The sequence below is a fragment of the Streptomyces sp. NBC_01352 genome, from assembly GCF_036237295.1.
Taxonomy (GTDB): domain Bacteria; phylum Actinomycetota; class Actinomycetes; order Streptomycetales; family Streptomycetaceae; genus Streptomyces; species Streptomyces plumbiresistens.
Genome location: NZ_CP108354.1, coordinates 4,415,615 through 4,438,833 on the forward strand (window position 1 = coordinate 4,415,615; position 23,219 = coordinate 4,438,833).

At 69.6% G+C, this 23,219-nt stretch carries 19 protein-coding genes; 9 read left to right on the forward strand and 10 right to left on the reverse strand.

All coding sequences use genetic code 11. The features are described from left to right. Positions 1–24: 24 nt before the first annotated feature. The 3 genes from OG252_RS20415 to OG252_RS20425 are packed head-to-tail and all read right to left on the reverse strand — an operon-like array spanning position 25 to position 3,600. The gene (locus tag OG252_RS20415; protein ID WP_329337766.1) at positions 25–963 is read right to left on the reverse strand and encodes an N-acetylneuraminate synthase family protein; all 939 of its coding nucleotides are present in this window, start codon (positions 961–963) and stop codon (positions 25–27) included. 13 nt (positions 964–976) lie between these two features. Further along, the gene (locus OG252_RS20420) at positions 977–2,221 is read right to left on the reverse strand and encodes an N-acylneuraminate cytidylyltransferase (RefSeq protein ID WP_266434594.1); all 1,245 of its coding nucleotides are present in this window, start codon (positions 2,219–2,221) and stop codon (positions 977–979) included. 35 nt (positions 2,222–2,256) lie between these two features. Then, the gene (locus tag OG252_RS20425) at positions 2,257–3,600 is read right to left on the reverse strand and encodes a DUF6716 putative glycosyltransferase (protein WP_329337768.1); all 1,344 of its coding nucleotides are present in this window, start codon (positions 3,598–3,600) and stop codon (positions 2,257–2,259) included. Positions 3,601–3,798: 198 nt separating this feature from the next. Here OG252_RS20425 and OG252_RS20430 point away from each other — a divergent pair, with 198 nt between their 5' ends. From OG252_RS20430 to OG252_RS20455, 6 genes are all read left to right on the forward strand, one after another. Next, positions 3,799–4,785 carry a glycosyltransferase family 2 protein gene (locus tag OG252_RS20430; protein ID WP_329337770.1) on the forward strand — a complete coding sequence of 329 codons (987 nt, stop codon included), beginning with the start codon at positions 3,799–3,801 and terminating at the stop codon, positions 4,783–4,785. Beyond that, positions 4,785–6,119, forward strand: coding sequence for an alpha-2,8-polysialyltransferase family protein (locus tag OG252_RS20435; RefSeq protein WP_329337772.1), 1,335 nt, complete (start codon positions 4,785–4,787; stop codon positions 6,117–6,119). Before OG252_RS20430 ends, OG252_RS20435 begins: the two co-directional genes overlap by 1 nt. 146 nt (positions 6,120–6,265) lie before the next feature. Beyond that, entirely contained in the window at positions 6,266–7,108 is an 843-nt protein-coding gene (locus OG252_RS20440; RefSeq protein ID WP_266434602.1) for an FkbM family methyltransferase, read from the forward strand. A 149-nt stretch (positions 7,109–7,257) separates the two neighbouring features. After that, positions 7,258–8,283 carry a glycosyltransferase family 2 protein gene (locus OG252_RS20445; protein ID WP_266434604.1) on the forward strand — a complete coding sequence of 342 codons (1,026 nt, stop codon included), beginning with the start codon at positions 7,258–7,260 and terminating at the stop codon, positions 8,281–8,283. Beyond that, complete coding sequence (locus OG252_RS20450) at positions 8,276–8,695, forward strand: GtrA family protein (RefSeq protein ID WP_329337775.1); 420 nt, start codon at positions 8,276–8,278, stop codon at positions 8,693–8,695. The genes OG252_RS20445 and OG252_RS20450 overlap by 8 nt, the downstream gene beginning before the upstream one ends. Then, positions 8,692–9,960, forward strand: coding sequence for an NAD(P)/FAD-dependent oxidoreductase (locus OG252_RS20455; RefSeq protein ID WP_266434608.1), 1,269 nt, complete (start codon positions 8,692–8,694; stop codon positions 9,958–9,960). Before OG252_RS20450 ends, OG252_RS20455 begins: the two co-directional genes overlap by 4 nt. A 9-nt stretch (positions 9,961–9,969) precedes the next feature. Here the strand turns inward: OG252_RS20455 and OG252_RS20460 are convergent, their stop codons facing one another. Genes OG252_RS20460 through OG252_RS20470 form a run of 3 tightly spaced genes read right to left on the reverse strand, consistent with a single transcriptional unit; the run spans position 9,970 to position 15,473 of the window. Further along, entirely contained in the window at positions 9,970–11,670 is a 1,701-nt protein-coding gene (locus OG252_RS20460) for a hypothetical protein (protein ID WP_329337777.1), read from the reverse strand. A 3-nt stretch (positions 11,671–11,673) separates the two neighbouring features. Beyond that, positions 11,674–14,007: a glycosyltransferase gene (locus OG252_RS20465; RefSeq protein WP_329337779.1), complete on the reverse strand. Its 2,334-nt coding sequence runs from the start codon at positions 14,005–14,007 to the stop codon at positions 11,674–11,676. Next, positions 14,004–15,473, reverse strand: a complete 1,470-nt coding sequence (locus OG252_RS20470) for a glycosyltransferase family 29 protein (protein WP_266434614.1) — start codon at positions 15,471–15,473, stop codon at positions 14,004–14,006. The genes OG252_RS20465 and OG252_RS20470 overlap by 4 nt, the downstream gene beginning before the upstream one ends. A 228-nt stretch (positions 15,474–15,701) precedes the next feature. On the opposite strand from OG252_RS20470, the gene OG252_RS20475 reads away from it, so the two are divergent. Together OG252_RS20475 and OG252_RS20480 are read left to right on the forward strand one after the other, a co-directional pair. Further along, positions 15,702–16,817 (forward strand): acyltransferase family protein, encoded by a 1,116-nt coding sequence (locus OG252_RS20475; RefSeq protein WP_266448138.1) that lies wholly within the window; start codon positions 15,702–15,704, stop codon positions 16,815–16,817. 63 nt (positions 16,818–16,880) lie between these two features. Then, the gene (locus tag OG252_RS20480; protein WP_329337782.1) at positions 16,881–17,780 is read left to right on the forward strand and encodes a class I SAM-dependent methyltransferase; all 900 of its coding nucleotides are present in this window, start codon (positions 16,881–16,883) and stop codon (positions 17,778–17,780) included. Between the two features lie 64 nt (positions 17,781–17,844). On the opposite strand, the gene OG252_RS20485 is transcribed toward OG252_RS20480, so the two are convergent. Continuing rightward, positions 17,845–18,495 carry a TetR/AcrR family transcriptional regulator gene (locus tag OG252_RS20485; RefSeq protein WP_266434619.1) on the reverse strand — a complete coding sequence of 217 codons (651 nt, stop codon included), beginning with the start codon at positions 18,493–18,495 and terminating at the stop codon, positions 17,845–17,847. A 76-nt stretch (positions 18,496–18,571) separates the two neighbouring features. Here OG252_RS20485 and OG252_RS20490 point away from each other — a divergent pair, with 76 nt between their 5' ends. Next, the gene (locus OG252_RS20490) at positions 18,572–19,975 is read left to right on the forward strand and encodes an FAD-dependent oxidoreductase (RefSeq protein WP_329345171.1); all 1,404 of its coding nucleotides are present in this window, start codon (positions 18,572–18,574) and stop codon (positions 19,973–19,975) included. A gap of 92 nt (positions 19,976–20,067) precedes the next feature. Here OG252_RS20490 and leuE read toward each other — a convergent pair whose 3' ends face one another. The 3 genes from leuE to OG252_RS20505 all read right to left on the reverse strand — a co-directional run bounded on the left by leuE (position 20,068) and on the right by OG252_RS20505 (position 23,012). Then, positions 20,068–20,718 carry a leucine efflux protein LeuE gene (gene leuE, locus OG252_RS20495; protein ID WP_266434621.1) on the reverse strand — a complete coding sequence of 217 codons (651 nt, stop codon included), beginning with the start codon at positions 20,716–20,718 and terminating at the stop codon, positions 20,068–20,070. A gap of 44 nt (positions 20,719–20,762) precedes the next feature. After that, positions 20,763–21,338 carry a Uma2 family endonuclease gene (locus OG252_RS20500; RefSeq protein ID WP_266434623.1) on the reverse strand — a complete coding sequence of 192 codons (576 nt, stop codon included), beginning with the start codon at positions 21,336–21,338 and terminating at the stop codon, positions 20,763–20,765. Positions 21,339–21,431: 93 nt separating this feature from the next. Beyond that, entirely contained in the window at positions 21,432–23,012 is a 1,581-nt protein-coding gene (locus OG252_RS20505) for an acyl-CoA mutase large subunit family protein (protein ID WP_329337785.1), read from the reverse strand. Between the last annotated feature and the right edge of the window lie 207 nt (positions 23,013–23,219).

The window sequence follows — 23,219 nt, forward strand, 5'->3', positions numbered from 1 at the left end:
CGATTCTGTGGGGGGTGGGGTGGCTCAGACCGAGACCGGCTCGCCCGCCGCCGCCGCGATCTCCGCCTCGGCGACGACACCGCTGACGCGGCGCAGCTTCTTCATCGGGCCGAGCTCGGACTCGTAGACCTTCTTGACGCCGTCGCCGAGCGAGGCCTCGATGGTGCGGATGTCGCGGACCAGGCGGGTGAGGCCCTGCGGCTCGACGGAGGCGGCCTGGTCGGAGCCCCACATGGCGCGGTCGAGGGTGATGTGGCGCTCGACGAAGGTGGCGCCGAGGGCGACCGCGGCCAGCGTGGTCTGCAGGCCCGTCTCGTGGCCGGAGTAGCCGATCGGGACGTTCGGGTACTCGCCCTGGAGCGTGTTGATCACGCGCAGGTTGAGCTCCTCGGCCTTGGCCGGGTAGGTCGAGGTGGCGTGGCAGAGCAGGATGTTGTCGCTGCCCAGGACCTCGACCGCGTGGCGGATCTGCTTCGGGGTGGACATGCCGGTGGAGAGGATGACCGTACGGCCGGTCGCGCGCAGCTCGCGCAGCAGCTCGTCGTCGGTCAGGGAGGCGGAGGCCACCTTGTGGGCGGGGACGTCGAACTTCTCCAGGAAGGCGACGGCCTCGGTGTCCCACGGGGAGGCGAACCAGTCGATGTTCTTGGTCTTGCAGTACTCGTCGATCTGGCGGTACTCGTCCTCGCCGAACTCCACGCGGTGGCGGTAGTCGATGTACGTCATCCGGCCCCAGGGGGTGTCGCGCTCGATGTCCCACTGGTCGCGCGGGGTGCAGATCTCGGGGGTGCGCTTCTGGAACTTGACCGCGTCGCAGCCGGCCTCGGCGGCGGCGTCGATCAGCTTGAAGGCGTTCTCCAGCTCACCGTTGTGGTTGATGCCGATCTCGCCGGTGATGTAGACCGGTCGGCCGGGGCCGGCCGTCTTCGAACCGAACTGACGCAGACGGGAGTTGGTGCTCATGGCAGAACGTTCCTTAACTGTTGAGGGAGTCGAGAGAGGGGCCGAGGATCCAGCTGGCGATCTCTCGGATCGCGCCGTCGCCACCGGGCACGGTGGTGACCGCGCGTGCGGCGCCGCGCACGACGTCGTGGGCGCTCGCGACCGCCACGGGCCAGCCCACGAGGGCGAAGCACGGGAGGTCGTTGACGTCGTTGCCGACGTAGAGCACGCGCTCAGGCGCGATGCCCTGCTCCTCGCACCACTGCTTCAGTGCGAGGTCCTTGCGGTCGATGCCGTGCAGGACCGGGATCTTGAGCTTCCGGGCCCGGGCGGCGACGACCGGGTTCTGCTCCGTGGAGAGGATCAGCATGTTCAGGCCGCTCCTGCGCAGGGCGGCGATGCCGAGGCCGTCTCCGCGGTGCACGGAGACGAACTCCTTTCCATCGGCGTCGATCAGCACCCGGTCGTCGGTCTGGGTGCCGTCGAAGTCCAGTACGACCGCGTCGATGTCGTCGGCGGCCGGGAGGGCGCCGGGACGGTCCGCGTCGAAGAGGGGGGCCAGCGCGCGGGCGCGGGCCAGGTCGTGCGGGTCGTCGATCTCCAGCACGCGGGCCGGGTCGGTGCGGATCAGCTCCGTGTGCCCGAAGAAGCGGTGCTGGTGCTTGCGGAAGCCGGCCGCGTCCATCGCGTAGGCGGCGCCGGTCTCCAGGAGGTCCTGGGGGCGGTCCTGGCGGCGGGGGCGGAAGGACTTGTCGTGGTTGACGCCGTAACCGCCGGTCACCTCACCGGAGCCCGCCTCGTCGTCCGCGTCGCGCCAGATGAACCCGTGGAACGGCGCGACCGTCACCGCGGTGTCGGCGCCGTTCTCGACGACCGCGCCGGCCACCCCGTCGATGTCCTCGCGGACGATGAACGGGCTGGTGCACTGCACGAGCAGCACCGCGTCGACGGCCGCCCCGTGCAGGGCCTCGTGGGCCTCCATGGCGTGCAGGACCGCGGCCTCGGAGGTCGCCGTGTCCCCGGCGATCGCGGCGGGCCGCAGGACGACCTCCGCGCCGGCCTGGCGGGCCGCGGCGGCGATGGCCTGGTCGTCGGTGGAGACGACGACGTCCGTCACCAGCCGGGTGGCGCGGCACTCGCGCACGGCCCGGACCACCAGCGGGACACCGCCGACGGGGGCGAGGTTCTTCGCGGGTACGCCCTTGGAGCCGCCGCGCGCGGGGATCACCGCGAGCACCCGGCGCACCGAAGCGCCTTGGCCCGCTTCCGGGTTGGACATGGCCTGTACTCCTAGGGAAGGGATCGGGGCGCCGCTCACAGCTCGCCCATCCGCCGGATGACGGGGGCGACCCGCTGCACGCCGTGCCGGTAGGCGCCGCGCGCCGCCCGGCGCACGATCTGCCGGACCGGGCCCGGCTCCTTGTCGGCGGCGGGGGCGCCGGGCAGCGGGCTGCCGTCGGGGCCGAGGTGGTGGCGGGCGAGGATGCCGGGCAGATAGCCGGGCGCGGTCGCGGGTGTGTAGTACGGCGTCAGCGGGGGCAGTTCGGGTGCGGCCAGCAGCTTGGCGATCCGCTCCCGGGCCGCCTCGAAGGCCGTCGCGTACGAGCCGTCCGCGGCGACGCCCTGCCGGGCCACCCACTCCTCGTCGGGCGCCGGCCGGTGACCGGCGTCGAGCTGGTCCCAGGAGGCGAGGCACCCGGAGCCGACGAAGTGGTGGTTGCCGAGCACCTCGCGGACGCCGAGGTCGGTCAGCACGACGGTCGGGATGCGGCGGTGCAGGGATTCCAGGGCGGCCGTCGAGCTGACCGTCACCAGCAGGTCGGTGCGGTCGAGGACCTCGCCCATGTGGCCGTACACGAGACGGAAGTTGGGCGGCAGGTCGGACCGCTGCGCCAGCTTCTGGTAGGGCAACTCCTCGATGTGCGTGGTGTGTTCGCCCGGCTTGGAGCGCAGCTTCAGCAGCACCTCGCGCTCGGGGAACATCCGCGCGTGCCGGACGAGCCGCTCCAGCAGGTACGTACGGTCCTTGCGGCTGTCCGGGACGGACGGCTGGGCCGCGAAGACCACCGTGTAGGGGTCGTGCTCCCCCGTGTAGGGGGCCCCGCCGAGGAACGGGAGTGCCACCTCGGTCACCGCCGAGGCGTCGGCGCCCACTCCCTCGTACACCGCGCGGAAACGGTCCGCGTCCTGGCGGGAGTTGGCGAGGACGAGGTCGGCGCCGTGCCGCAGGAGCAGGCCGTCGGCGAGCTTCTCGTAGACGACGCCGACATAGCCGGTGACGACGACGGGACGCTTCTGACGACCCTCCCAGACCCGCCCCAGTCCGTGCAGCATCGCCTGGACGCCGCCGCCGACGAGGGCGATGACGACGACGTCGTACTCCTCCTCGGCCATGGCCCGCAGGAACTCGACCGCGGTGACCTCGCGCAGCGAGTCGGCCCGCACCCCCACCTCTTCCAGCTGGCGGGGCGTGGGCGTGGCCCGGCCGCGCAGCAGGAACCCGCTCAGCGCGGGGCCCGCTTGCGCGTCGTCGCGCGATGCGGTTTCCATGGACGGGCCCGGCGTGATGCGGTCCGCGGTCAGCGCACCCCATTTCCAGCGGGTGTCCGAGTCCGCGAGGACGGCGATTCGCGGGGTCTTCCTTGTACTTGGTGGCACGAGGAAGACGCTAGGAAGCAATTTCTAGGTGCGGCCCAACCAGGAATCAACGAAAAGTTAACAACAGCCCACCTGGAGCCGAACTGGCCCCTGGAAAAGCGGGAAGTACACGGGGTGCACCATTCCGACACATGGAGTTCACCCCCTGTATATGCACCGTACGGTTCGGCTGCCGGACCGGCTCCTAGGGTTTTGCAGGTGCCAAAGCTTTCCGTGATCGTGCCGTTCTACAACGTGCAGCAATTCGCCCCGGACACCCTCAGAAGCCTTCGAATGAACGCTCGGCGTGACTTCGAGTTCGTGCTGATCGACGACAGATCGACGGACGAAACCCCGGCCATTCTCGAACGCGCCGCCGACGAGCTCTCGGACGTCGCCCAGGTGCGTTACATCCGCCATGAGGTGAACGGCGGCCTCGCCACCGCGCGCAACACCGGCCTGGACGCCGCGCAGGGCGAGTACCTGACGTTCCTGGACGGCGACGACTGGCTGGCCCGCGGTTACCTCGCCGAACTGGTGTCGTCGATCGAGGGATTGGGCTGCGACTTCGTGCGCACCGACCATGTGCAGGCCACCGCCCGCGCCCGGACCGTGCACCGGGCCCCGGTCGGCAGACGCGGCGAGGTGCTGGACCCGCGCGAGGCGATCCTGCCCGCGGACCGGACGACCTCGGTGGACTACGCCTACGCCTGGGCCGGCGCCTACCACCGCCGCCTCCTCGACAGGGGGCTGCTGCACTTCACCGACGGGCTGCGGACGGCCGAGGACCGGCCGTGGATCTGGAAGCTGCACCGCGAGGCCGAGTCGTTCGCCGTGGTGAGCCTGCTGGGCGTGTTCTACCGGCGCGGGGTCGCCTCCTCGCTGACCCAGATCGGCGACGCCCGCCAGCTCGACTTCATCCGCGCCTTCGACCAGGTGATCGAGGAGACGGCGGCGGACCCGGACGCCGGCACCCTGCTCCCCAAGGCGGTGCGCACCTACTGCGCGATCATCGCCCACCACCTCTCGGACGAGTCCAAGTGGGAACCGGCCGTGGCCAAGCAGCTGCGGGCGATGAGCGCGGCGGCGATACAGCGCATGCCGCAGGACGCGCTCGGTGACGTACTCGAGACCATGGACATGCGCCGCTCCTCGAAGCTGCGGCGGCTGCGGCGCCGGGTCACCACAGCGAAGGCGGCCGCCTGATGTCCTCCCGTACCGTGCAGATCTTCTGCGCCTCGACGCTGTACGGCGCCGCCACCCTGGCCGCCGCGATCGACTCCGACCTGTTCGCCGAGCCGGACCGCCGGGTGCTGCTGGTCTTCAACAACTCGACCAACCCGGAGACCACCCCGGCGCTCGACGAGATGCCGGGCTTCGAGCCGCTGCGCGGCCACTTCGACGAGGTGCTCTCCTGGAACGAGGCCATCCGCCCCTTCCACCCCGGCTCCTGGACCCCGCGCCCGGACGACGTCCCGCTCTTCGAGCGCTATCTGCGCCTCCTGTGGGGCCTCGGCGAGGACCGCGTCGAGCTGATCCTGGAGTCCATCCAGGTCACCCCCGCCCTCACGGTGGCCCAGCTGTTCACCGGCGCGCCCGTCGAGGTCTACGCCGACGGGCTGATGAGTTACGGCCCGACGCGCAACAAGCTCGACCCGCTGGTCGGCACCCGGGTGCGCCGGCTGCTGCACCTGGACCTGGTGCCGGGGCTCAGGCCGATGCTGCTGACCGAGTTCGAGGTGCCGGCGGTCGTGGTGCCGACCCCCGCCTTCCTGAAGGTGATGGGGGAACTCACCACGTCCCTTCCCGAGTTGCCGGTCCTTCCGGACAACGCGGCGCTGCTGCTCGGCCAGTACCTGTCCGCGCTGAACATCCTCTCCGCCAAGGAGGAGGAGGACCTGCACGTGCGGATGATGCGCGGCGCGGTCGAGCGCGGCCACCGCACGATCGTCTTCAAACCGCACCCCACGGCGCCGGCCCGCTACAGCCGCCTCCTGGAGACCGAGGCCGGGAAACTGGGCGTCGACCTCACGGTGCTGGACACGCCGGTGCTTGCCGAGGTTCTCTTCGAGAAGGCGCGACCGGGACTGGTCGTCGGCTGCTTCTCCACGGCTCTCTTCACGGCGGCCGTGTTCTACGACCTCCCCGTCGCCCGCATCGGCACCGAGCCGCTGCTGGAGCGGCTCACCCCGTACCAGAACAGCAACCGGGTCCCGGCGGTGCTGGCCGACGCGGTGCTGGCGGACCTGGAGTCCCGGGCGGGCGAGGAGCCGATCCCCGCCGAGGACCTGAACGGCCTCGTCACCGCGGTCGGCTTCACGATGCAGCCGCAGATCTACCACCGGCTGCGCCCGGCGGCGGAGCGCTACCTCTCGAAGCACTTCGGGCCGCGCACCCAGCGCTACTTCAAGCGCAAGCGGCTCACGTCGCTGGGGTTGCCGGGGGGAATTCCGGAGCGGCTGGCGTTTCTGCCGCGCAACGCGACGGCACGGCGGGTGGTGCGGCGGGCACGGGCGCTGAAGAAGGCCGTGAAGCGCTGAGCGAAGCCGCTGAGCGAAGCAGGGATGAACTTGAGGGGACTTAAGAATGTCCCACCGGAAAAGGCCAGGTCACACACCCGTGATCTGGTCTTTTCCGGTTTTACAGAGCCTGTGACAGGCCATGACCATGGCCCTACCATCGCGTGATGCGTATCCCCCAGCTCGAAGAAGCCAATGCCCGCATGCTGGCTCACGCACCATCCGTCCGGCCGGTCTCCACTAGCGACATCATCCGCACCCACCGCAAGAAGTTCCCGTACCGGGGCTTCGCCGAGATCGACTCTCCTTACGGCCCGCCGTTCGTGATGTTCTGCGTGAACGACGACGCGGTCGCCCTCGACACCCTGTGGAACGGGACGTTCGGCTACGAGCCCGGCAGCCTCTCCACCTGGGCCCGCCTTGCCGCGAAGAGCACGACCATCGCCGACGTCGGCGCGCACGTCGGGTACTTTTCGATGATCGCGGCCCTCGCCAACCCGAAAGCGAAGGTGCACGCCTTCGAGCCGGTGGACCAGATCCACGCCCGCCTCTCGGTGAACGTCCGGTCGAACGGCATTCAGAACGTGAAGCTCTATCAGGCCGGAGTGTCCAGCAGCGCCGGGTGGGCCGACATCAGCGTCCGCTTCTCGGGGAATCTCCTCTCAACGGGCTCGACCTTGGAGAGCGCCGCTGCCGACGCCCAGCTGAAGCGAATTCAGCTGCTCCCCCTCAACGAGGTGTTCGCCGAGAACAAGCTGGACCTCATCAAGATCGACGTCGAGGGCCACGAAATGTCGGTCCTCCAGGGAGCCCGGCAGGTGTTGAAGCGCGACCGGCCGACCGTGATGCTCGAAGCGCTGGTTGACGCGCCGCTGGACACACTCATGGCCGAGTTCGACCCCCTCGGCTACGACGCCCACTGGGTCACCGAACACGACGGTGCGCTCGTCCCGTGGTACGCGCCTCGTCCGCGCAAGACCCGCAATCTCCTCTTCACCCCGCACGAGTGAGCCGGGCCGAGAGTCGGGGTGAAGCGAAACGGGGAAGACAGCTTCCGGACGCAATGTGTTCGGGGCGGGTTCACTGAACGCGCATAGCTTCCCCAAATGCTGCAAACAGCTTTCACGTTCATACCGTTCGGCCCCGGGGACCGGCGGAGATGACCCAGCAGGACACCCGGCCGCCCGCCCACGTCCCGGCTCCCGTCGCGCTCGCGGCGGTCGAGCCGGGACCGGGCCGCCGGCCGCTGATCTCGTATGTGCTCCCGGTCTACAACGAGCGGGACGGCATAGCCGCCTTCCACGCCGAGCTGACCGCCGCCCTCGCCGGGCGTCCCGAGCTCGACTTCGAGCTGGTGTACGTCAATGACGGGTCCAGTGACGGGTCGCTGGCGATCCTCACGGGCCTCGCGGAGCAGGATCCGCGCGTCCGGGTGGTCGACCTGGCCCGTAACTTCGGGCACCAGATCGCCATCACGGCCGGGCTGGACGTCGCCGGGGGCGACGCGGTGATCGTGATGGACACCGACCTCCAGGATCCGCCCCAGGTCAGCCTGGAGCTGGTGGACGCCTGGCGCGAGGGCGCCGACATCGTGCACGCGCGCCGGCGCAGCCGGCAGGACTCCGCGTTCAAGCGGGCCACCGCGCACCTGTACTACCGCGTGCTGCGCGCCTCCACCGACGTGGACATCCCGCTGGACACCGGGGACTTCCGGCTGCTGGACCGCAAGGTCGCCGCCGAGCTGCGCAAGTACCGGGAGCGCAGTCGCTTCGTCCGCGGCATCGTCGCCTCGATGGGCTACCGGCAGACCGAGGTGGCCTTCGACCGCGACGAACGGTTCGCGGGCGAGACCAAGTACCCGCTGCGCAAGATGGCCCGGCTGGCCGTCGACGGGGTCACCAGCTTCTCCACCTCGCCCCTGAAGATGATCACCCGGCTCGGTTTCGTGGTGCTCGCGCTGTCGCTCGCCGGCATCGTCTACGCCCTGGCGATGAAGTTCTTCCGGCCCGACATCACCGTCTCCGGCTGGACGATGCTGATGTGTGTCGTGCTGTTCCTCGGCGGCACCCAGATGCTGTCCCTCGGCGTGATCGGGGCGTACATCGGGCGCATCTACAGCGAGACGCAGGGGCGTCCGCTGTATCTGGTGCGCGAGGTGATCGGCGGTCCGGGCGACGATGACTGAGACCACCGCCACCGTCGACGCGGCTCCCGAGAAGCAGAACCGCACCCTGCGCCAACTCGTCAGTTACACCCTCATCGGCGGCAGCGGTGTCGCCCTCGACTTCGTCGTCTTCCTGCTGCTGCACAACCTCACCGGGATGGACGAGCAGCTCGCCAACGCGCTCAGCACCACCCTCGGCATCGCCAACAACTTCGTGCTCAACGCGCTGTTCACCTTCGAGCGGCGTGACCGGATCGTCCTGCGCTTCCTGCGCTTCTACGCCGTCGGGCTGACCGGCATCGTCCTGACGAACCTGCTCTTCCTCGTCTTCACCGACGGGCTGGGGATCGACGCCAACCTGGTCAAGGCGGGTTCGCTGCCGCTGGTCCTGGCACTCCAGTTCGTGCTCAACAGAAAGTGGAGTTTCGCATGAACCTCGGCATCATCGGCGCGGGTGCCACCGGCCTCACCGCCGCCTGGGACGCCGTACGCGCCGGCCACCAGGTCACCGTCCTGGAGGCGGCCGACGAACTGGGCGGCCTCGCCGCCTCGTTGCAGGTGGGCGGCGTTCCCCTGGAGCGCTTCTACCACCACATCTTCCGCAGCGACAAGGCGATGATCGCCCTGATCGAGGAGCTGGGCCTCGGCGACGCGCTGCGCTTCCACAAGCCGACCACGGGCATCTACCGGGGCGGGAAGCTCATCGACTTCACCACCCCGTTCGACATGGTCCGCTTCCCGGAGTTCTCCCCCGTCGACGCGGTGCGGTTCGCCGGATCGTCGGCGCTGCTGAAGGCGATCCGCAACGGCGAGCGGTTCAACGACCTGACCGCACTGGCCTGGTTGCGCCGCTGGGCGGGCAAGAAGGCGACCGGCGCGATCTGGGAGCCGCTGCTGCGGGGCAAGTTCGGCGACCGGGCCGAGCAGGTGTCGATGGCCTGGCTGTGGGCCCGTATCCACTGCCGCACGTTCGAACTCGGCTATGTGGACGGCGGCTTCGAGCGCGTCTACGCGGCGCTGCGGGACGGTGTCGAGGAGCGCGGCGGCAAGGTGGAGTTCGGCAAGGCGGTCGAGTCGATCCGGCAGGACGGCCAGGAGGCGCCGGCGGTGGTGCGGTGCGCGGACGGTTCGACGTACGAGTTCGACCGGCTGCTCGTCACCACTCCGCAGCCCGCCTTCGCGAAGGCGGCCGGGCTGCCCTCCGAGGACGCGGTGTGGAAGAACCAGTACCTGGGCGCGACCTGCTTCGTGCTGGAGCTGGACCGCAGCGTGATCCCGTACTACTGGCTCAACATCAACGAGCCGGACTTCCCGTTCCTCGCCGTGGTCGAGCACACGAAGATGATCGACCCGTCGGTGTACGGCGGTCGGCACGTCCTCTACGTCGGCAACTACGTGGAGCGCGAGGACTGGCGCTTCACCACCGAACCGGCCGAGCTGCTGCGGAAGTTCCTGCCGTATCTGCGGCGGGTCAACCCGGACTTCGACGAGTCCTGGATCAAGGACTGGCACTTCTCGAAGGCCGGGTTCGCGCAGCCCGTCGTGACCCCCGAGTACCGGGCGCTGATCCCGGCCCATGAGACGCCGATGAGCCGGGTCACCCTGGTGACGATGGCGCAGATCTACCCGCAGGACCGGGGGCAGAGCTACTCGGTGGCGCTGGCCAGGAAGGTCACCGCGGCACTCGGGCTGCGGTGACCTTCGGACCTACCTGCGCCGGCACAGCACCGTCATCGTGTCGGCGGTCGACCGCGGGCACTCGTAGGCGGCGGTGATACGCCGCCACAGTGCCGGGTCGACCTTGGCGGGCCGGAACCAGGCCCGGTCGAGGATCGCGTACGGGGCGGTGCCGTGGTCGATGCAGTCGGCGTTCTCGCGGTAGGACTTCAGCTCGGTGACGTCCGCGAGGTAGCGGGTGCGCTGGAGGAACGTGGCGATCGGGTAGCGGCAGCGGGCCGGGTGGTCGACGTAGTACGTGGTGTCGCCGAAGGCCAGGTAGAGCACGGGGGCACCGGCCGGCATCTGCGCCCGCAGCCGGTCGGCCTCCGCCTCGCTGTTCCGCATCCCGGCCAGGTACTCGGTGCCGGTCATCCTGACCTTGCCGTACTGGACGAGGTGCGGGGAGCCGGGCCAGATGCTCGCGGCCAGGCACACCACACCGGCCAGGGCGACCGGCCACAGCAGACGCGCCGGACGCCCCGCCGTCGCCCGCGCACGCAGGACGTCGACGACGGCGGCGAGCAGGGCCACCAGCCCGAACACCCAGGCCACATACGTACGCTGCCAGTCCGTCGGCGCCTGCGCGTACAGCACGGGCAGCGCGCCGTACAGCAGTGACACGGCCCCGAAGCACCACGGCACCGAGCGGCGGGCGCCGCCCACGGCGAGGCCCCACAGCATGGCGGCGAGCACCGGCATCTGGGCGCCGTGGTAGAGGAACCAGTTGCCCTGCACGATCACGACCGCCTGGGCGCCGAGGCCGATGGTCAGGGCGACCAGGAGCAGTTCGAGCCGTCGGCCGCGCCTCTGGACCCGGGAGAGGACCAGCAGCAGCGCGCCCGGGAGCAGGAGCAGTACCGGGCTCTCCACGGCCCGGTCGGCCAGGAACTCCACGGAGCGGTCGAGCATGAAGGACGGGTGGATGCCGGTGCGGCTCAGCGCAGACTGGTTGATCTGCGGCATGTCCTCGGTCCACTGCCACTCGTGCGACCCGCCGAGCAGACTCAGCCCGAACAGGGCCACCGCGGCGGGCACCCCGACGAGGGCGAGCCGTACGGCCCGGCCCCGGTCGACGGCGTACACGAGCAGGACGCCGATGGCGGCCGTGGCGGCGGTGGAGTACTTCATCATCACCGCGAGGCCGAAGGGCAGCGCGGCGAGCAGGGCAGCGGGCCAGGGCCGGGACAAGCCGAGCGCGGCGGCGACGGCGAAGACCGTCAGGACCACGGCGGCCCACTCCGGCTGGAGGAAGTCGTTGCGGGGTGCCAGAGCGAGGGCGAGACCGGTGGCGCCCGCGGTGAGGGCCGCCTCGCGGCCGGTGAGCCGGCCCCGGAGCACGACGTACAGCGCGTAGGCGGCCGCGGCGGCGAGCAGGGCGCCCGCCGCTCCCATCAGGGCCTCGCGGACCGTCGTACCACCGAAGGTGAGCCGGTCGAGACCGGCGATGAACCACCGGTAGAAGTACGGCCGGTGGGTGAAGATCTCCGACGGTGAGTAGCCTGCCGCGCGGCCGGTGCGCAGGGCGCCCAGGACGTAGTGCAGGTCGCCGGTGAGGCGCCGGGTGAGCACGGTGTACACCACGACGGCCGCGGCCGGGAGAGCGACCAGCGGCCACCAGTACGGTGACCGGCGGCCGCCCCGGCGCGGCTGCGCCTGCGGGGCGGCCTCGTCGGCCAGGACGGTCGTCATCCGTCAGCCGCCCAGGATGGCGCGCAGGTCGGCCGCGTTCGCCTCGGTGACCTTCCAGAGCTCCTGCTGCCGACCGTGCACGTCGGCGACGGTCTTGGCGTGGTCCGCGAGGAGGTCCTTCGCGCGCTCCACCAGACGGGCGGCGAGGTGCCGGTCGTGCACGGAGACACCCCACTCGGGACGCTCGATGTCGCGCAGGAAGTACGCCATCTTCGGGTGCGAGATCAGGCTGATGATGGGCGTGCCGACGCCGAACGGGATCATGCCGGCGTGGCCGCGCATGCCGATCACCAGCTTGGTGCGGGCGTACAGCTCACGGATCTCGTCGTTGTCGAAGTCGTACATCGGGATGACGGGCATCGAGATGCCGTGCTCGCGCCGCAGGTCGAAGGCGATCTTCTCGTCGTCGAGCGAGTGCGCCACGCACTTCACCTCGGCGAGCTCGCCCAGGTCGCGTACCGCCTGGGCCATCTGGGCCAGGAAGTAGTCGTAGTCGTGGCCGAAGCGCAGGCCCGCGCGGTCGTAGGCCGCGTTGATCAGGATGGTGTCGTCGCGCGTCAGCGGGTCCTGCCAGCCGTCGACGAGCTGGCGCATCACCGTGGTGGGACACGGCTGGAAGCGCACCCTGTCGTGCAGGTGCGCCGGGATCATGGCCCGCACCTTCTCGATCGACCCATGGTTGCGCAGCCCGAAGAAGGAGGACTTCTCGACCAGCAGACGCAGCGACTCCCGGAACCGGCCCGCCCGGTACGACTGGCCGTCGAAGGCGTTGAAGCCCACGGCGAAGACCGCGATCGGCACGTCGATACGATTCAGCAGCTCGTCCGGGACGTTCCACTGCCAGGCGCTGTTGCCGTTGGGCATGGTGTCCGGGATGAACAGGCCGCCGCCGCCGATGACCAGGCCGCGCCGGGAGTTCACGCGCTCCAGGGCCGCCTCGTCGAACAGGCGGTGGGCGTGCACCGAGTGCCAGCGGCGTGAGGTGGTGTCGGGGTCGAAGGCGAGGCGGACGGTCTCCGGGAGGAGCTTGTCGCCCGCGTTGCCCTGCCGGTCCATGTAGAAGGCGACGTGGGCGAGCTGTTCCTCGGCGGCGCCCTGCTCCTGGGCGGGCAGGCCGGAGGCGCGCTGTGCCCACAGGCGGCTGGAGCGGTGGGTGATGTCGACGGACAGGCCGGCGGTGGCGTATTTGAGGGCCGCGGTGTTGTCGCCGTGCACCCAGGCCATCTGGGCGAGGCGGGCGTAGGCGGTGGCGGCCCGGTTCGGGGCGGCGGTGGCGAGCAGCAGCTGGGCCTTGGCCTCGTCGTAGCGCGAGACGCTCATCAGGGCGTGGCCGAGCACCTCGTGCGGCCAGGCCGCGTCCAGCGGGATCTTCACACCGCTGAGGATGTCGACGGCGTCCTGGTAGTCGCCGGTCGAGATGTGCGCGGCGGCGACCTTGCGGGCAGCCTCGACGTCACCGGTGCGCTTGACGTGCGGGGTGCCGAAGTGGACGAGCAGGTCGTGGTGGAGGCCGCCCGACTTCGACAGGTACTCGGCGTGGAAGTCGGCGTCGTCCAGCTCGAACTCGCGCCAGCGGTCCTCGGCCTGGCTGTAGCCGGCCTCGCCGCCCTGCCACGGCTTGTGGCGGCCGGTGAAGTGCAGGATCGCGGTGTCCTCGGGGACCGGGAGGTCGCCGGACAGGCGCCGCTTGACGAAGTTGTAGCGCGCGTCGAGGCGGATGAAGCCGCCGTCGAGGACCGCGTTCAGGATGCCCTGGTCGTGCTTGTCGAGCTCGTAGTCGCCGCTGCGTCCGGTGGCGTCGAGCTTGGCGCAGAACGCGTCGCTCAGGTACTCGCGCTGGATGACCAGCAGGCCCGAGTTGAGCTTGTGCTGGCCGTAGAAGAACTGCGAGACCGCCGCGAGCCCTTCGCGCAGCTCCAGCAGTTCGCTCAGGTCACCGAGGACGACCATGTCCGTGTCGAGCGTGATGATCGTGTCGTACTCGCGCAGCCGGAAGACGTCGAGGATGAAGTACGCCTTGCGGACCAGGTAGTTGTCCTGGTCGCCCTTCTTGTACGAGTCGTAGTGCTCGGCGTTGACCCGGCGCAGCACGATCCGCGGGTGCAGGTCGCGGATCTTGGCGATCGAACCGGGGCGCAGGTCGTCGTAGAGGACGACGAAGTCCTCGCACACGCCCGGGTTGGACAGGGCGAGGCTGCGCAGCAGGACGAGGAAGCCGGGGAGGTAGTTCTCGTCGACGTAGCTGGCGAAGGCTATGCGGCGCTTGCCGGTGAGGGCGTGCGCGTCGGTGGCCGGGGCCAGGGGGGCGGCGGTCCCGGTCGGGGAGGTCGTGGTCATCGCAGGGAGATCCTCATGTCGGTCACGCTCTGGGCCCGCTGCATGACCCATGCCTTCTCGCTGGTGTATTCGTGCACGGAGGTGATGGCCAGCTTCATCGCTTCCTGGACGCGGTAGGCGCCGCTCTCGTAGAAGTCGAAGCCGATCAGGTCGAGGGTCGGGCTGACGTCGAGGAAGTCCAGCAGGTACAGCATGTTGAAGCCGGTGGTCGGGATGCCCGACCAGACGTCGGTGCCGAGCTTGCCGATGTTGCGCACGGGCCAGCGCAGGGACTCGTCGCCGAGATACGTCTGGGCGCCGGGGACCAGGCGGTTGCGCAACGAGTGCTTCCAGTCGCCGGAGACGCCGCCGAAGACGAGCCGGGTGTCGACGGGCTTCTCCCAGTTGAAGCCGTGCTTGTGGATCGTGGCGTGCAGGTCGGTGCGGCTGCCGGTGTGCTTCGGCTCGATCTTGTACGAGTTGAAGCGCACGACGAGGTCGTAGGCGTCGATCTCCGCGCCCATGGAACTCGCGCCGACACGGCCGGAGTTGGCGATCAGGCAGACCGACTTGCCGGCGATCCGGTTGCGGAACTCGCCGAGGCTGATCCACTGCACCCCGCCGACGGTGGGGTCCTCGACCGGGCCGCGCATGCGCATGCGGCGCTGCTCGGCGTAGAGGGCGATCGCCTCGGTGAGCGCGGGCAGGTCCCCGCTCCCGGTGTTCTCGGCGGTGCGCAAGTCGAGGTACTGGCTGAGGAGTTCCTGCCGGTCGGTGGCCGGGGCGTCCTCGGCGGCCAGGCTCAGGAGCGCTCCCACGAGCCGGGGCTCGGCGGCCTGCCAGTCGCCCACGGCGTGCGCGGCGAGGCCTTCGGCCCATATGTCGGTCGCGGGGCCGCGGGTGAACTGCTCGGCGCGCGGGCACTGGCGCCGGAGCAGGCTCAGCAGCTCCCGCTCCTTGTCCTGCGCCGCGCGCAGGCCGGCGATCCGGGCGCGGACGCCGAAGCCGTCGTCCTCGGTGAGGGCGAGATACCGCTCGTAGGCCTCCACCGCCTCCTTCTCCTCGCCGAGCGCCTCAAGGAGGCGGGCGCGCAGGCGCCAGCCGGCGCGGGAGTTCTTGCGCTGGGCGAGCACGGTGTCGCTTATGACGAGCGCGAGGTTCAACTCGTCGTCGTAGCCGCACTCCAGCGCCTTGTTGGCGACGGCGAGCAGGGCGTCGAGGAGTTCGTTGCCGAGACCGGCGGAGGGGGCCGCGGCGCCCTTGACCGCCCGCTTGAGCAGGGCGGTGGCGCCGGCCGGGGCGGGCGCGGGGGTACCGGTGGAGGTGGTGCCCCACACGACGAGCAACTTCCTCAGCTGCTCGGCGAGTTCGACGCGGCGACGGTCGATGCTGCCGACGAGTTTGCCGCTGTGCACAGCACAGGCGCGCAAACAGTCGTCCAGCTCCCCTCCGCGCACACGTGCCCGTCTGTTCTGGACCCTCGTCATGGCACTCCTGATTTTGCCGCGTCTGTGTTGCGCGATTCGCTCTTTATTAGCACGTGGGGGGAGGTTGAGAGAAAGTTAGGAAACCAAGGCAAAGTCCAGGTGAATTCGCAGAGACCACCCGGACAACCGTCACCCCTCGGCACCGGACATCCCTGTGATTCGGACTAATGTGCTCCGGGTACCGCAGGAGCGCCCGGCGCGTCGACCAAGGGGAAATTCGTGACCAGCATGACCGTCCGGCCGGCGCCCGACGCGCCCGCGGCCTCTCTGCCAAAGCGGCCGGTCCGCCGGGAATCCCGGTTGCGCGCGCTCGACGGACTGCGGCTGGTCGCGGCGCTGATGGTGGCGGCCTATCACTACGGCGGCCGCGGCGGCGAGATCACCCGGGCCTGGGAGAGTTCACCGAAAGAGCAGTTCCCCACGCTGCACACCTATTTCGCGTACGGCCCTCTCGGTGTCCAGATCTTCTTCGTGATCAGCGGGTTCGTGATCTGCATGAGCGGCTGGGGCCGGCCCCTGAAGTCGTTCTTCGCGTCCCGCGTCTCCCGCCTGATGCCGGCGTACTGGGCGGCGGTCGTGCTCGTGACGGCGGTGTTCGCGCTGCCGGTGGTCTTCTACAAGGCGGTGTCGCCGAGCGACGCACTGGTGAACCTGACGTTGCTCCAGGAACCGCTGGGCGTGGACCGGGTGCTCGGCGTGGACTGGACACTGTGGGCCGAGGTCCGCTTCTACGCGCTGTTCGCGCTGTGTGTCGTCCTGCCCGGGGCGTCCCGACGGCGCGTGATCATGTTCTGCGCCGGCTGGACACTGGCGGCGGCGATCACCCAGGGCGCCGACCAGCCGCTGCTCGACATCGTGTTCATGCCGGAGTACGCCCCCTTCTTCATCGGCGGTGTCGGCATCTACCTCGTCCACCGCGACCGGCGGGACGTCTACGGCTGGGGCATCATCGCCGTGAGCTTTCTGATCGGGCAGCACTACGCGGTGCGCAGCCTGTGGAACGCCGCCGACCCGAACGCCTTCGCCCACCGCACCTCGCTCGGCATCGTCCTCGTCGTCGCCTTCGGCTTCGTGGCGGTCACGGCGATCGCGCTGGGCTGGTTCAACTGGGCGAACTGGCGCTGGCTGACGGTCGCCGGGGCACTGACCTACCCCTTCTACCTCGTCCACGAGCATCTCGGCTGGGTGGTGATCCACACCCTGCACATCCGGCTCGGCCTGCCCTCGGCGGAGACCTTCGCCCTGACGATCGGGGCGATGCTGCTGCTGGCGTGGCTGCTGAACCGGTACGTGGAGAAGCCGTTGACGCCTCGACTTCGGGCTGCGCTGACCAAGCCGCAGTGAGCTGTTCACGCGACATTCAGCTTGCGGCCTGATTGTCCGCGCCCCAGCGAGCATCCTCGTTCCATGGTGACTGCACAACCAACCGACAGGAACCCCGGCGATCTCCAGGACGTCCCCGGCTGGTTCCCCCCGCTCGACCAGGTGCTGTTCACGTGGTTCCTGGACCGGCAGAAGACGTACGGACTCCGCGGCGATCTGCTGGAACTCGGCGTCTACATGGGCAAGAGCGCGATCCTGCTCGGCCAACACCTGGGCAGGGACGAGGAGTTCACGGTCTGCGACCTGTTCGAGAGTAAGGCGCCGGACGGGCACAATCGGGCGGAGACCACGAAGTCGTACGCCGCGCTCACCCGGCAGGCCTTCGAGCGGAACTACCTCTCCTTCCACGACACCCTGCCGAGGGTGATCCAGGGCCCCACCTCGGTGATCTCCACGGAGGTACCCGCGGGGAGCTGCCGCTTCGTCCACGTCGACGCCTCGCACCTGTACGAGCACGTGTACGGCGACATCGGCGCGGCACACGACATCCTGCTGCCCGAGGGCATCGTGGTCCTGGACGACTTCCGCTCCGAGCACACCCCGGGCGTCTCCGTCGCCGTATGGGAAGCCGTGCTCAACCGCGGCCTCAGGCCGGTCTGCCTCAGCACGCAGAAGCTGTACGGCACCTGGGGCGATCCCAGGCCCGTCCAGGACGAGCTGCTGGACATGCTGCGGCAGCGGACCGATGTCGGCCTGAGTGTGCAGTCGGCCGCCGGGCACCGACTGGTGCGGGCACGGGCCAAGGGGATGAGGCCGCCACCGTTCCCGCGTTCCCGTCATTACGTCGCCCCGACCCCGGCCGCGGATCCCGTTCCGGCTCCGGCTCCGAAACCTCGCCGCTCTCCCGCCCGCCGTATCGTCGTAGACCTGCTGCCGCCGCTGGTCACGCGGGCGGTGCGGCGGGTTCGCACGAGCAGGGCCTGAGCGCTCTCACGCCGGCGCACATCACCCCTCACACCTCCTCTCTCATGACCCCTCGCATCACCCCTCACGTCACCCCGAACCGCGCCTCGATTCCTGCGATCAGAAGGGCCAGCCCCTCCTCGAAGTGCCGGTCGTAGTCCTGGAAGATCTCCGCGCCCGCCCGGGCCGACAGCGGGAAGTCGGCCATGAGGCGGGCGCGTTCGTCGACGTCGTAGCCCTCGCGCCGTTCGCCGGGCAGCGGCTGGACGCCCTGTTCCTCGGTGACGAAGCCGAGCGTGTAGAGGTACGTCGTCGAGGTCGCGCGGACCGCCTGGGCGAGCGTGAGGCCGGCCGCCGTCAACAGACCCAGGTTCTCCTCCATCTGCTCGGCGTGCTCGATGCCGGTGAAGCGTGAGCCGCTGAAGACCTTCGCGCCGTCGCGGTAGCCGAGCAGCGCCCCACGCAGTCCCCGGTTGGACTTCAGCAGCCGCTCCTGCCAGGTGTCTCCGGGATCGAGAGGCGTGCCGGCGACCATCCTGCGGTACATCTCCGTCGCCATCTCGTCGAGCAGCGCCTGCTTGTCCTTGAAGTGCCAGTACAGGGCGGGTGCCTTGACGTCGAGCTCCTTGGCGATGGCACGCAGGGTCAGGCCGTCCAGGCCCACCTCGTTCAGGAGTTTCAGGGCGGTGTCGGCGACCCGCTTGCGGTCGAGGGGTGCCCGGCGTTCCGTGTTCACGCTTGACAGCTTAACGCCGTTAAGGACACTGTCTCACCGACGTCACTTAACAGCGTTAAGGAGAGCGGCTGTGACTGTGAATGCAGATGTACTGATCGTGGGCGCGGGCCCCACCGGTCTCGCCCTGGGCGTCGACCTCGCCCGGCGGGGCGTGGACGCGCTGGTGGTGGAGCGGGCCGACGCCCTGTTCCCCGGCTCGCGCGGCAAGGGCATCCAGCCGCGCACGATGGAGGTGTTCGACGACCTCGGCGTCCTCGACGCGATCCGCGCGGCCGGGGGCGACTACCCGGTCGGGATGATCTGGCAGGACGGGCAGCGTGCCGGCGAGCACCGGATGTTCGACCCGGTCGAAGCCACGGAGGACTCCCCCTACACCGAGCCGTGGATGGTGCCGCAGTGGCGCACGCAGGAGATCCTGTTCGCGCGGCTGGAGGAGCTGGGCGGGCGGGTGGCCGTCGGCCGGGAGGTGGTGGGGCTGGAGCAGGACGCCGAGGGGGTGACGGTGCGCTTCGCCTCGGGCCCGGATGCGCGTGCCCGGTATGTCGTCGCGGCCGACGGCGGGCGCTCGGTCGTACGCCGGGCGCTCGGCATCGCCATGACCGGCGAGACCGTCGACCCGAACCCAACCCTGGTGGCGGACCTGCGGATCACCGGCCTGGACCGCGACAACTGGCACATCTTCCCGCCGAGCGGAGAGGGCGAGGGCTTCCTCGCGATCTGCCCGCTCGCGGGTACGGAGGACTTCCAGGCCGTCGCCCGGTTCCCCGAGGGCAGCACGGTGGACCTCTCCCTCGACGGCATCCGCAAGGTCGTCGCCGTGCGGTCCCACCTCGCCCCCGAGGACGTGACGGAGGTGCGCTGGGCGTCGGACTTCCGGCCCCGGGCGGCCCTGGCGGATCGCTTCCGCTCCGGCCGGGTCTTCCTCGCCGGGGACGCGGCGCACGTCCACTCGCCCGCCGGGGGTCAGGGCCTCAACACCAGCGTCCAGGACGCCTACAACCTGGGCTGGAAACTGGGCGCGGTGCTGCTGGGCGGGGCACCGGCCGCCCTCCTCGACACCTACGAGGAGGAACGCCGCCCCATCGCCGCCGACATGCTGGGCCTGTCGACGAGCGTGCACCGGGGAGTGACCCGCCGGGGCGAGGCGACCCGCCAACTCGGCCTGGGCTACCGGGAGTCGTCACTGACGGAGGAGGCACGGACGGCCGGCGTGGGCCGAGTGCGGGCCGGCGACCGAGCGCCGGACGCGGTGGTGGGAGGCGTACGGCTCTTCGACGCGTTCCGGGGTCCGCACTGGACGCTGTTGGCGCTGGGCAGGGAGGCGCCGGAGGTGGGCGACTCGGTGCGGCTCGTACGCGGGCCTGAGCAGGAGGCGTACGGCAGCGGGCTGTTCCTTGTCCGACCGGACGGCTATGTCGGCTGGGCAAGCGACACATTGACGGGGCTAGCGGGATACGCCGGGCGAGTGGGTGGCTTTTAGCTTTTAGGGGCGCGGGGTTGTATCGATATGCGGCTCCGCCGCGGGGCGCGACAAGCCACGACGAACCCGCATCCGACGTACGACCTACCGCCTCACGAACTGGCCAACGACAACTTCACCGCGAACCCCAAGAACAACGCCCCCGCCGCCGAAGTGGCCCCCGCAGACAACCGCCTACGCCGCCGGAACGCCGCCGCCAGCTTCGTCCCACTGAATATCAGCGCACTGAGATACAGGAAACTGGCCAACTGCGCGAACGTACCGAGCACGACGAAGGAGACCGCAGGGTACGCATACCCCGGATCCACGAACTGCACGAAGAAGGCGACGAAGAACAGAATCGCCTTGGGATTGAAGAGACTGATCACCAGCGCCCGGCGATACGGCCGCTCATCGGCACCGGCACCGCTCGCATCCTCGACGGCGGCCCTCTCCCGCCGACCCCGCCACATCCCCCACGCCGCCCGCAGCATCCCGACCGCCAGCCACGTCAGATACCCGGCCCCGGCATACTTCACGATCCCGAACAACACGGCGTTCGCCTGAAGCAACGAGGCAACTCCCGCAGCCGACAAGGTCATCAGCACGGCATCCCCGCACCACACCCCCGCCGCGGCGGTGTACCCGGCCCGCACCCCGCGCCGGGCGGCGACGGAGAGGACGTACAGGGAGTTGGGACCGGGGAGCAGGACTATCAGGACGAGTCCCGCCAGATAGGTGGGGAGATCGATGACACCAAGCATGGGAAGGAGTGTCGCACGGGGGTACGACACTCCGACCGTGAATTTCAGCCGTCGAGAAGGATGTCCACAGAGAGCTCCAGCCGGACGCCCACGGACTCGGGCACGGGCACACTCTGGCCACGCTTGAAGCACTGGGGCTCGGGATACTTGCCGTCGGCCGGGTCGGTGTAGAGAAGCACCTCGTCGTGCTTGCGGTCCGCGACGAGGTACGCGGGGATGCCAGCCTGGGCGTAGCACTCCACCTTGACGTACAGGTCGTCGGACCAGTTCGACGACGTCACTTCGACGACGAGACGGAAGACGTTCGGTGCGTAGTAGTTCTTCGTGACGTGGGCGTCACGGAAGTCCTCGTCGACGACGGAGAAGTCAGGGATCGCGAAGTCTTCGGGCAAAGCAGGCAGCCAGAGGCCGACGCCCTGGACATACTCGTGTCCTGCCTCGACGATCCCTGCCCGGTCGAATGCCCTGCCCAGCTTCGTCAACGACAGCGCATGCGAGCCGTCCGGCGGCGGTGTCACAGTGAGCCTCCCCTGGAGAATCTCCACGCGGTGGCCAGGCAGTGCACGGGCAAGCTGGTCGGCAGCCTCGCCCAGGGTCAGCTCCTGCTGCAGTACGGCCATGGCGTCCTCCTTTTCGGGGCCCACTCTGCAACGAGCGTAACCGGAGGCACGCAGATTCAGCTCGTGATCACTCATACGGAGTAATCGCCCAGGTCAGAAGGCATCGCTCGGCACGTAAGTCCCCCAAACCCCCCGCAACGCGTTGCAGACCTCGCCCACCGTCGCCCGGGCCCGCAGCGCGTCCTTCATCGGGTAGAGGACGTTGTCCTCGCCCTCGGCCGCCTTCTTGAGGGCGTCCAGCGCGGCGTCCACCGCCGCCTGGTCCCGCTCCGCACGGAGTTTCGCCAGGCGCTCCGCCTGCTGTGCCTCGATGGCGGGGTCGACGCGGAGCGGCTCGTAGGGCTCCTCCTCGTCGAGCTGGTAGCGGTTGACGCCGACCACGACCCGCTCGCCGGAGTCGGTCTCCAGCGCGATGCGATAGGCGGACCGCTCGATCTCGCCCTTCTGGAAGCCGTGCTCGATGGCGTCGACCGCGCCGCCCAGCTCCTCGACCTTGGCCATCAGCTCGATCGCCGCGGCCTCCACGTCGTCGGTCATCTTCTCGATGACGTAGGAGCCCGCGAAGGGGTCGACCGTCGCCGTCACGTCCGTCTCGTAGGCAAGGACCTGCTGGGTGCGCAGCGCCAGGCGCGCGCTCTTGTCCGTCGGCAGCGCGATCGCCTCGTCGAAGGAGTTCGTGTGCAGCGACTGCGTGCCGCCCAGCACCGCGCCCAGGCCCTGGACCGCCACCCGGACCAGGTTCACCTCCGGCTGCTGGGCCGTCAGCTGCACGCCCGCGGTCTGCGTGTGGAAGCGCAGCATCAGCGACTTGGGGTTCTTCGCGCCGAACTCCTCCCGCATCACCTTCGCCCAGATCCGGCGGGCGGCGCGGAACTTGGCGACCTCCTCCAGGATCGTCGTGCGGGCCACGAAGAAGAAGGACAGCCGGGGCGCGAAGTCGTCGACGTCCATGCCGGCCGCGACCGCGGTGCGCACGTACTCGATGCCGTCCGCGAGCGTGAACGCGATCTCCTGCGCGGGCGAGGCACCCGCCTCGGCCATGTGGTAGCCGGAGATCGAGATGGTGTTCCACTTCGGGATCTCGGCCTTGCAGTACTTGAAGATGTCGGCGATCAGCCGCAGGGAGGGCTTCGGGGGGAAGATGTACGTCCCGCGCGCGATGTACTCCTTGAGCACGTCGTTCTGGATCGTGCCCGTCAGCTGGTCGGCGGTCACGCCCTGCTCCTCCGCGACCAGCTGGTACATGAGCAGCAGCAGGGCCGCCGGGGCGTTGATCGTCATCGACGTGGAGACCTTGTCCAGCGGGATCCCGCCGAACAGCACCCGCATGTCGTCGATCGAGTCGATCGCCACGCCCACCTTGCCGACCTCACCGCTCGCGATCGGAGCGTCGGAGTCGTGGCCCATCTGGGTGGGCAGGTCGAAGGCGACCGACAGACCCATCGTGCCGTTGGCGATCAGCTGCTTGTAGCGGGCGTTGGACTCCGTCGCCGTACCGAAACCCGCGTACTGGCGCATGGTCCAGGGGCGGCCGGTGTACATCGAGGGGTACACGCCCCGGGTGAAGGGATACTTCCCCGGCTCGCCCAGCTTCTCCGCCGGGTCCCAGCCCTGAAGAGCCTCGGGACCGTACACCGGCTCGATGGGCAGTCCGGACTCCGACTCGCGCGCCATGGTGTGTGTGCCTCCCGCTGAGCTGTTACTCGCCGGTTCCGGTCCGACCCTTCGACGGACTGTAGCGGTGGGCGTGCACCCGGTGGAGGGGAGCACGCTGGGACCTTGCTCACAGGACTTTTGCGGTCCCGGTCACAACAATGCCGCGCCGTTCGCAACCAGTCATCCGGGGGCAGACATCTCAGGTGGCATCGGCGCACATCGGTG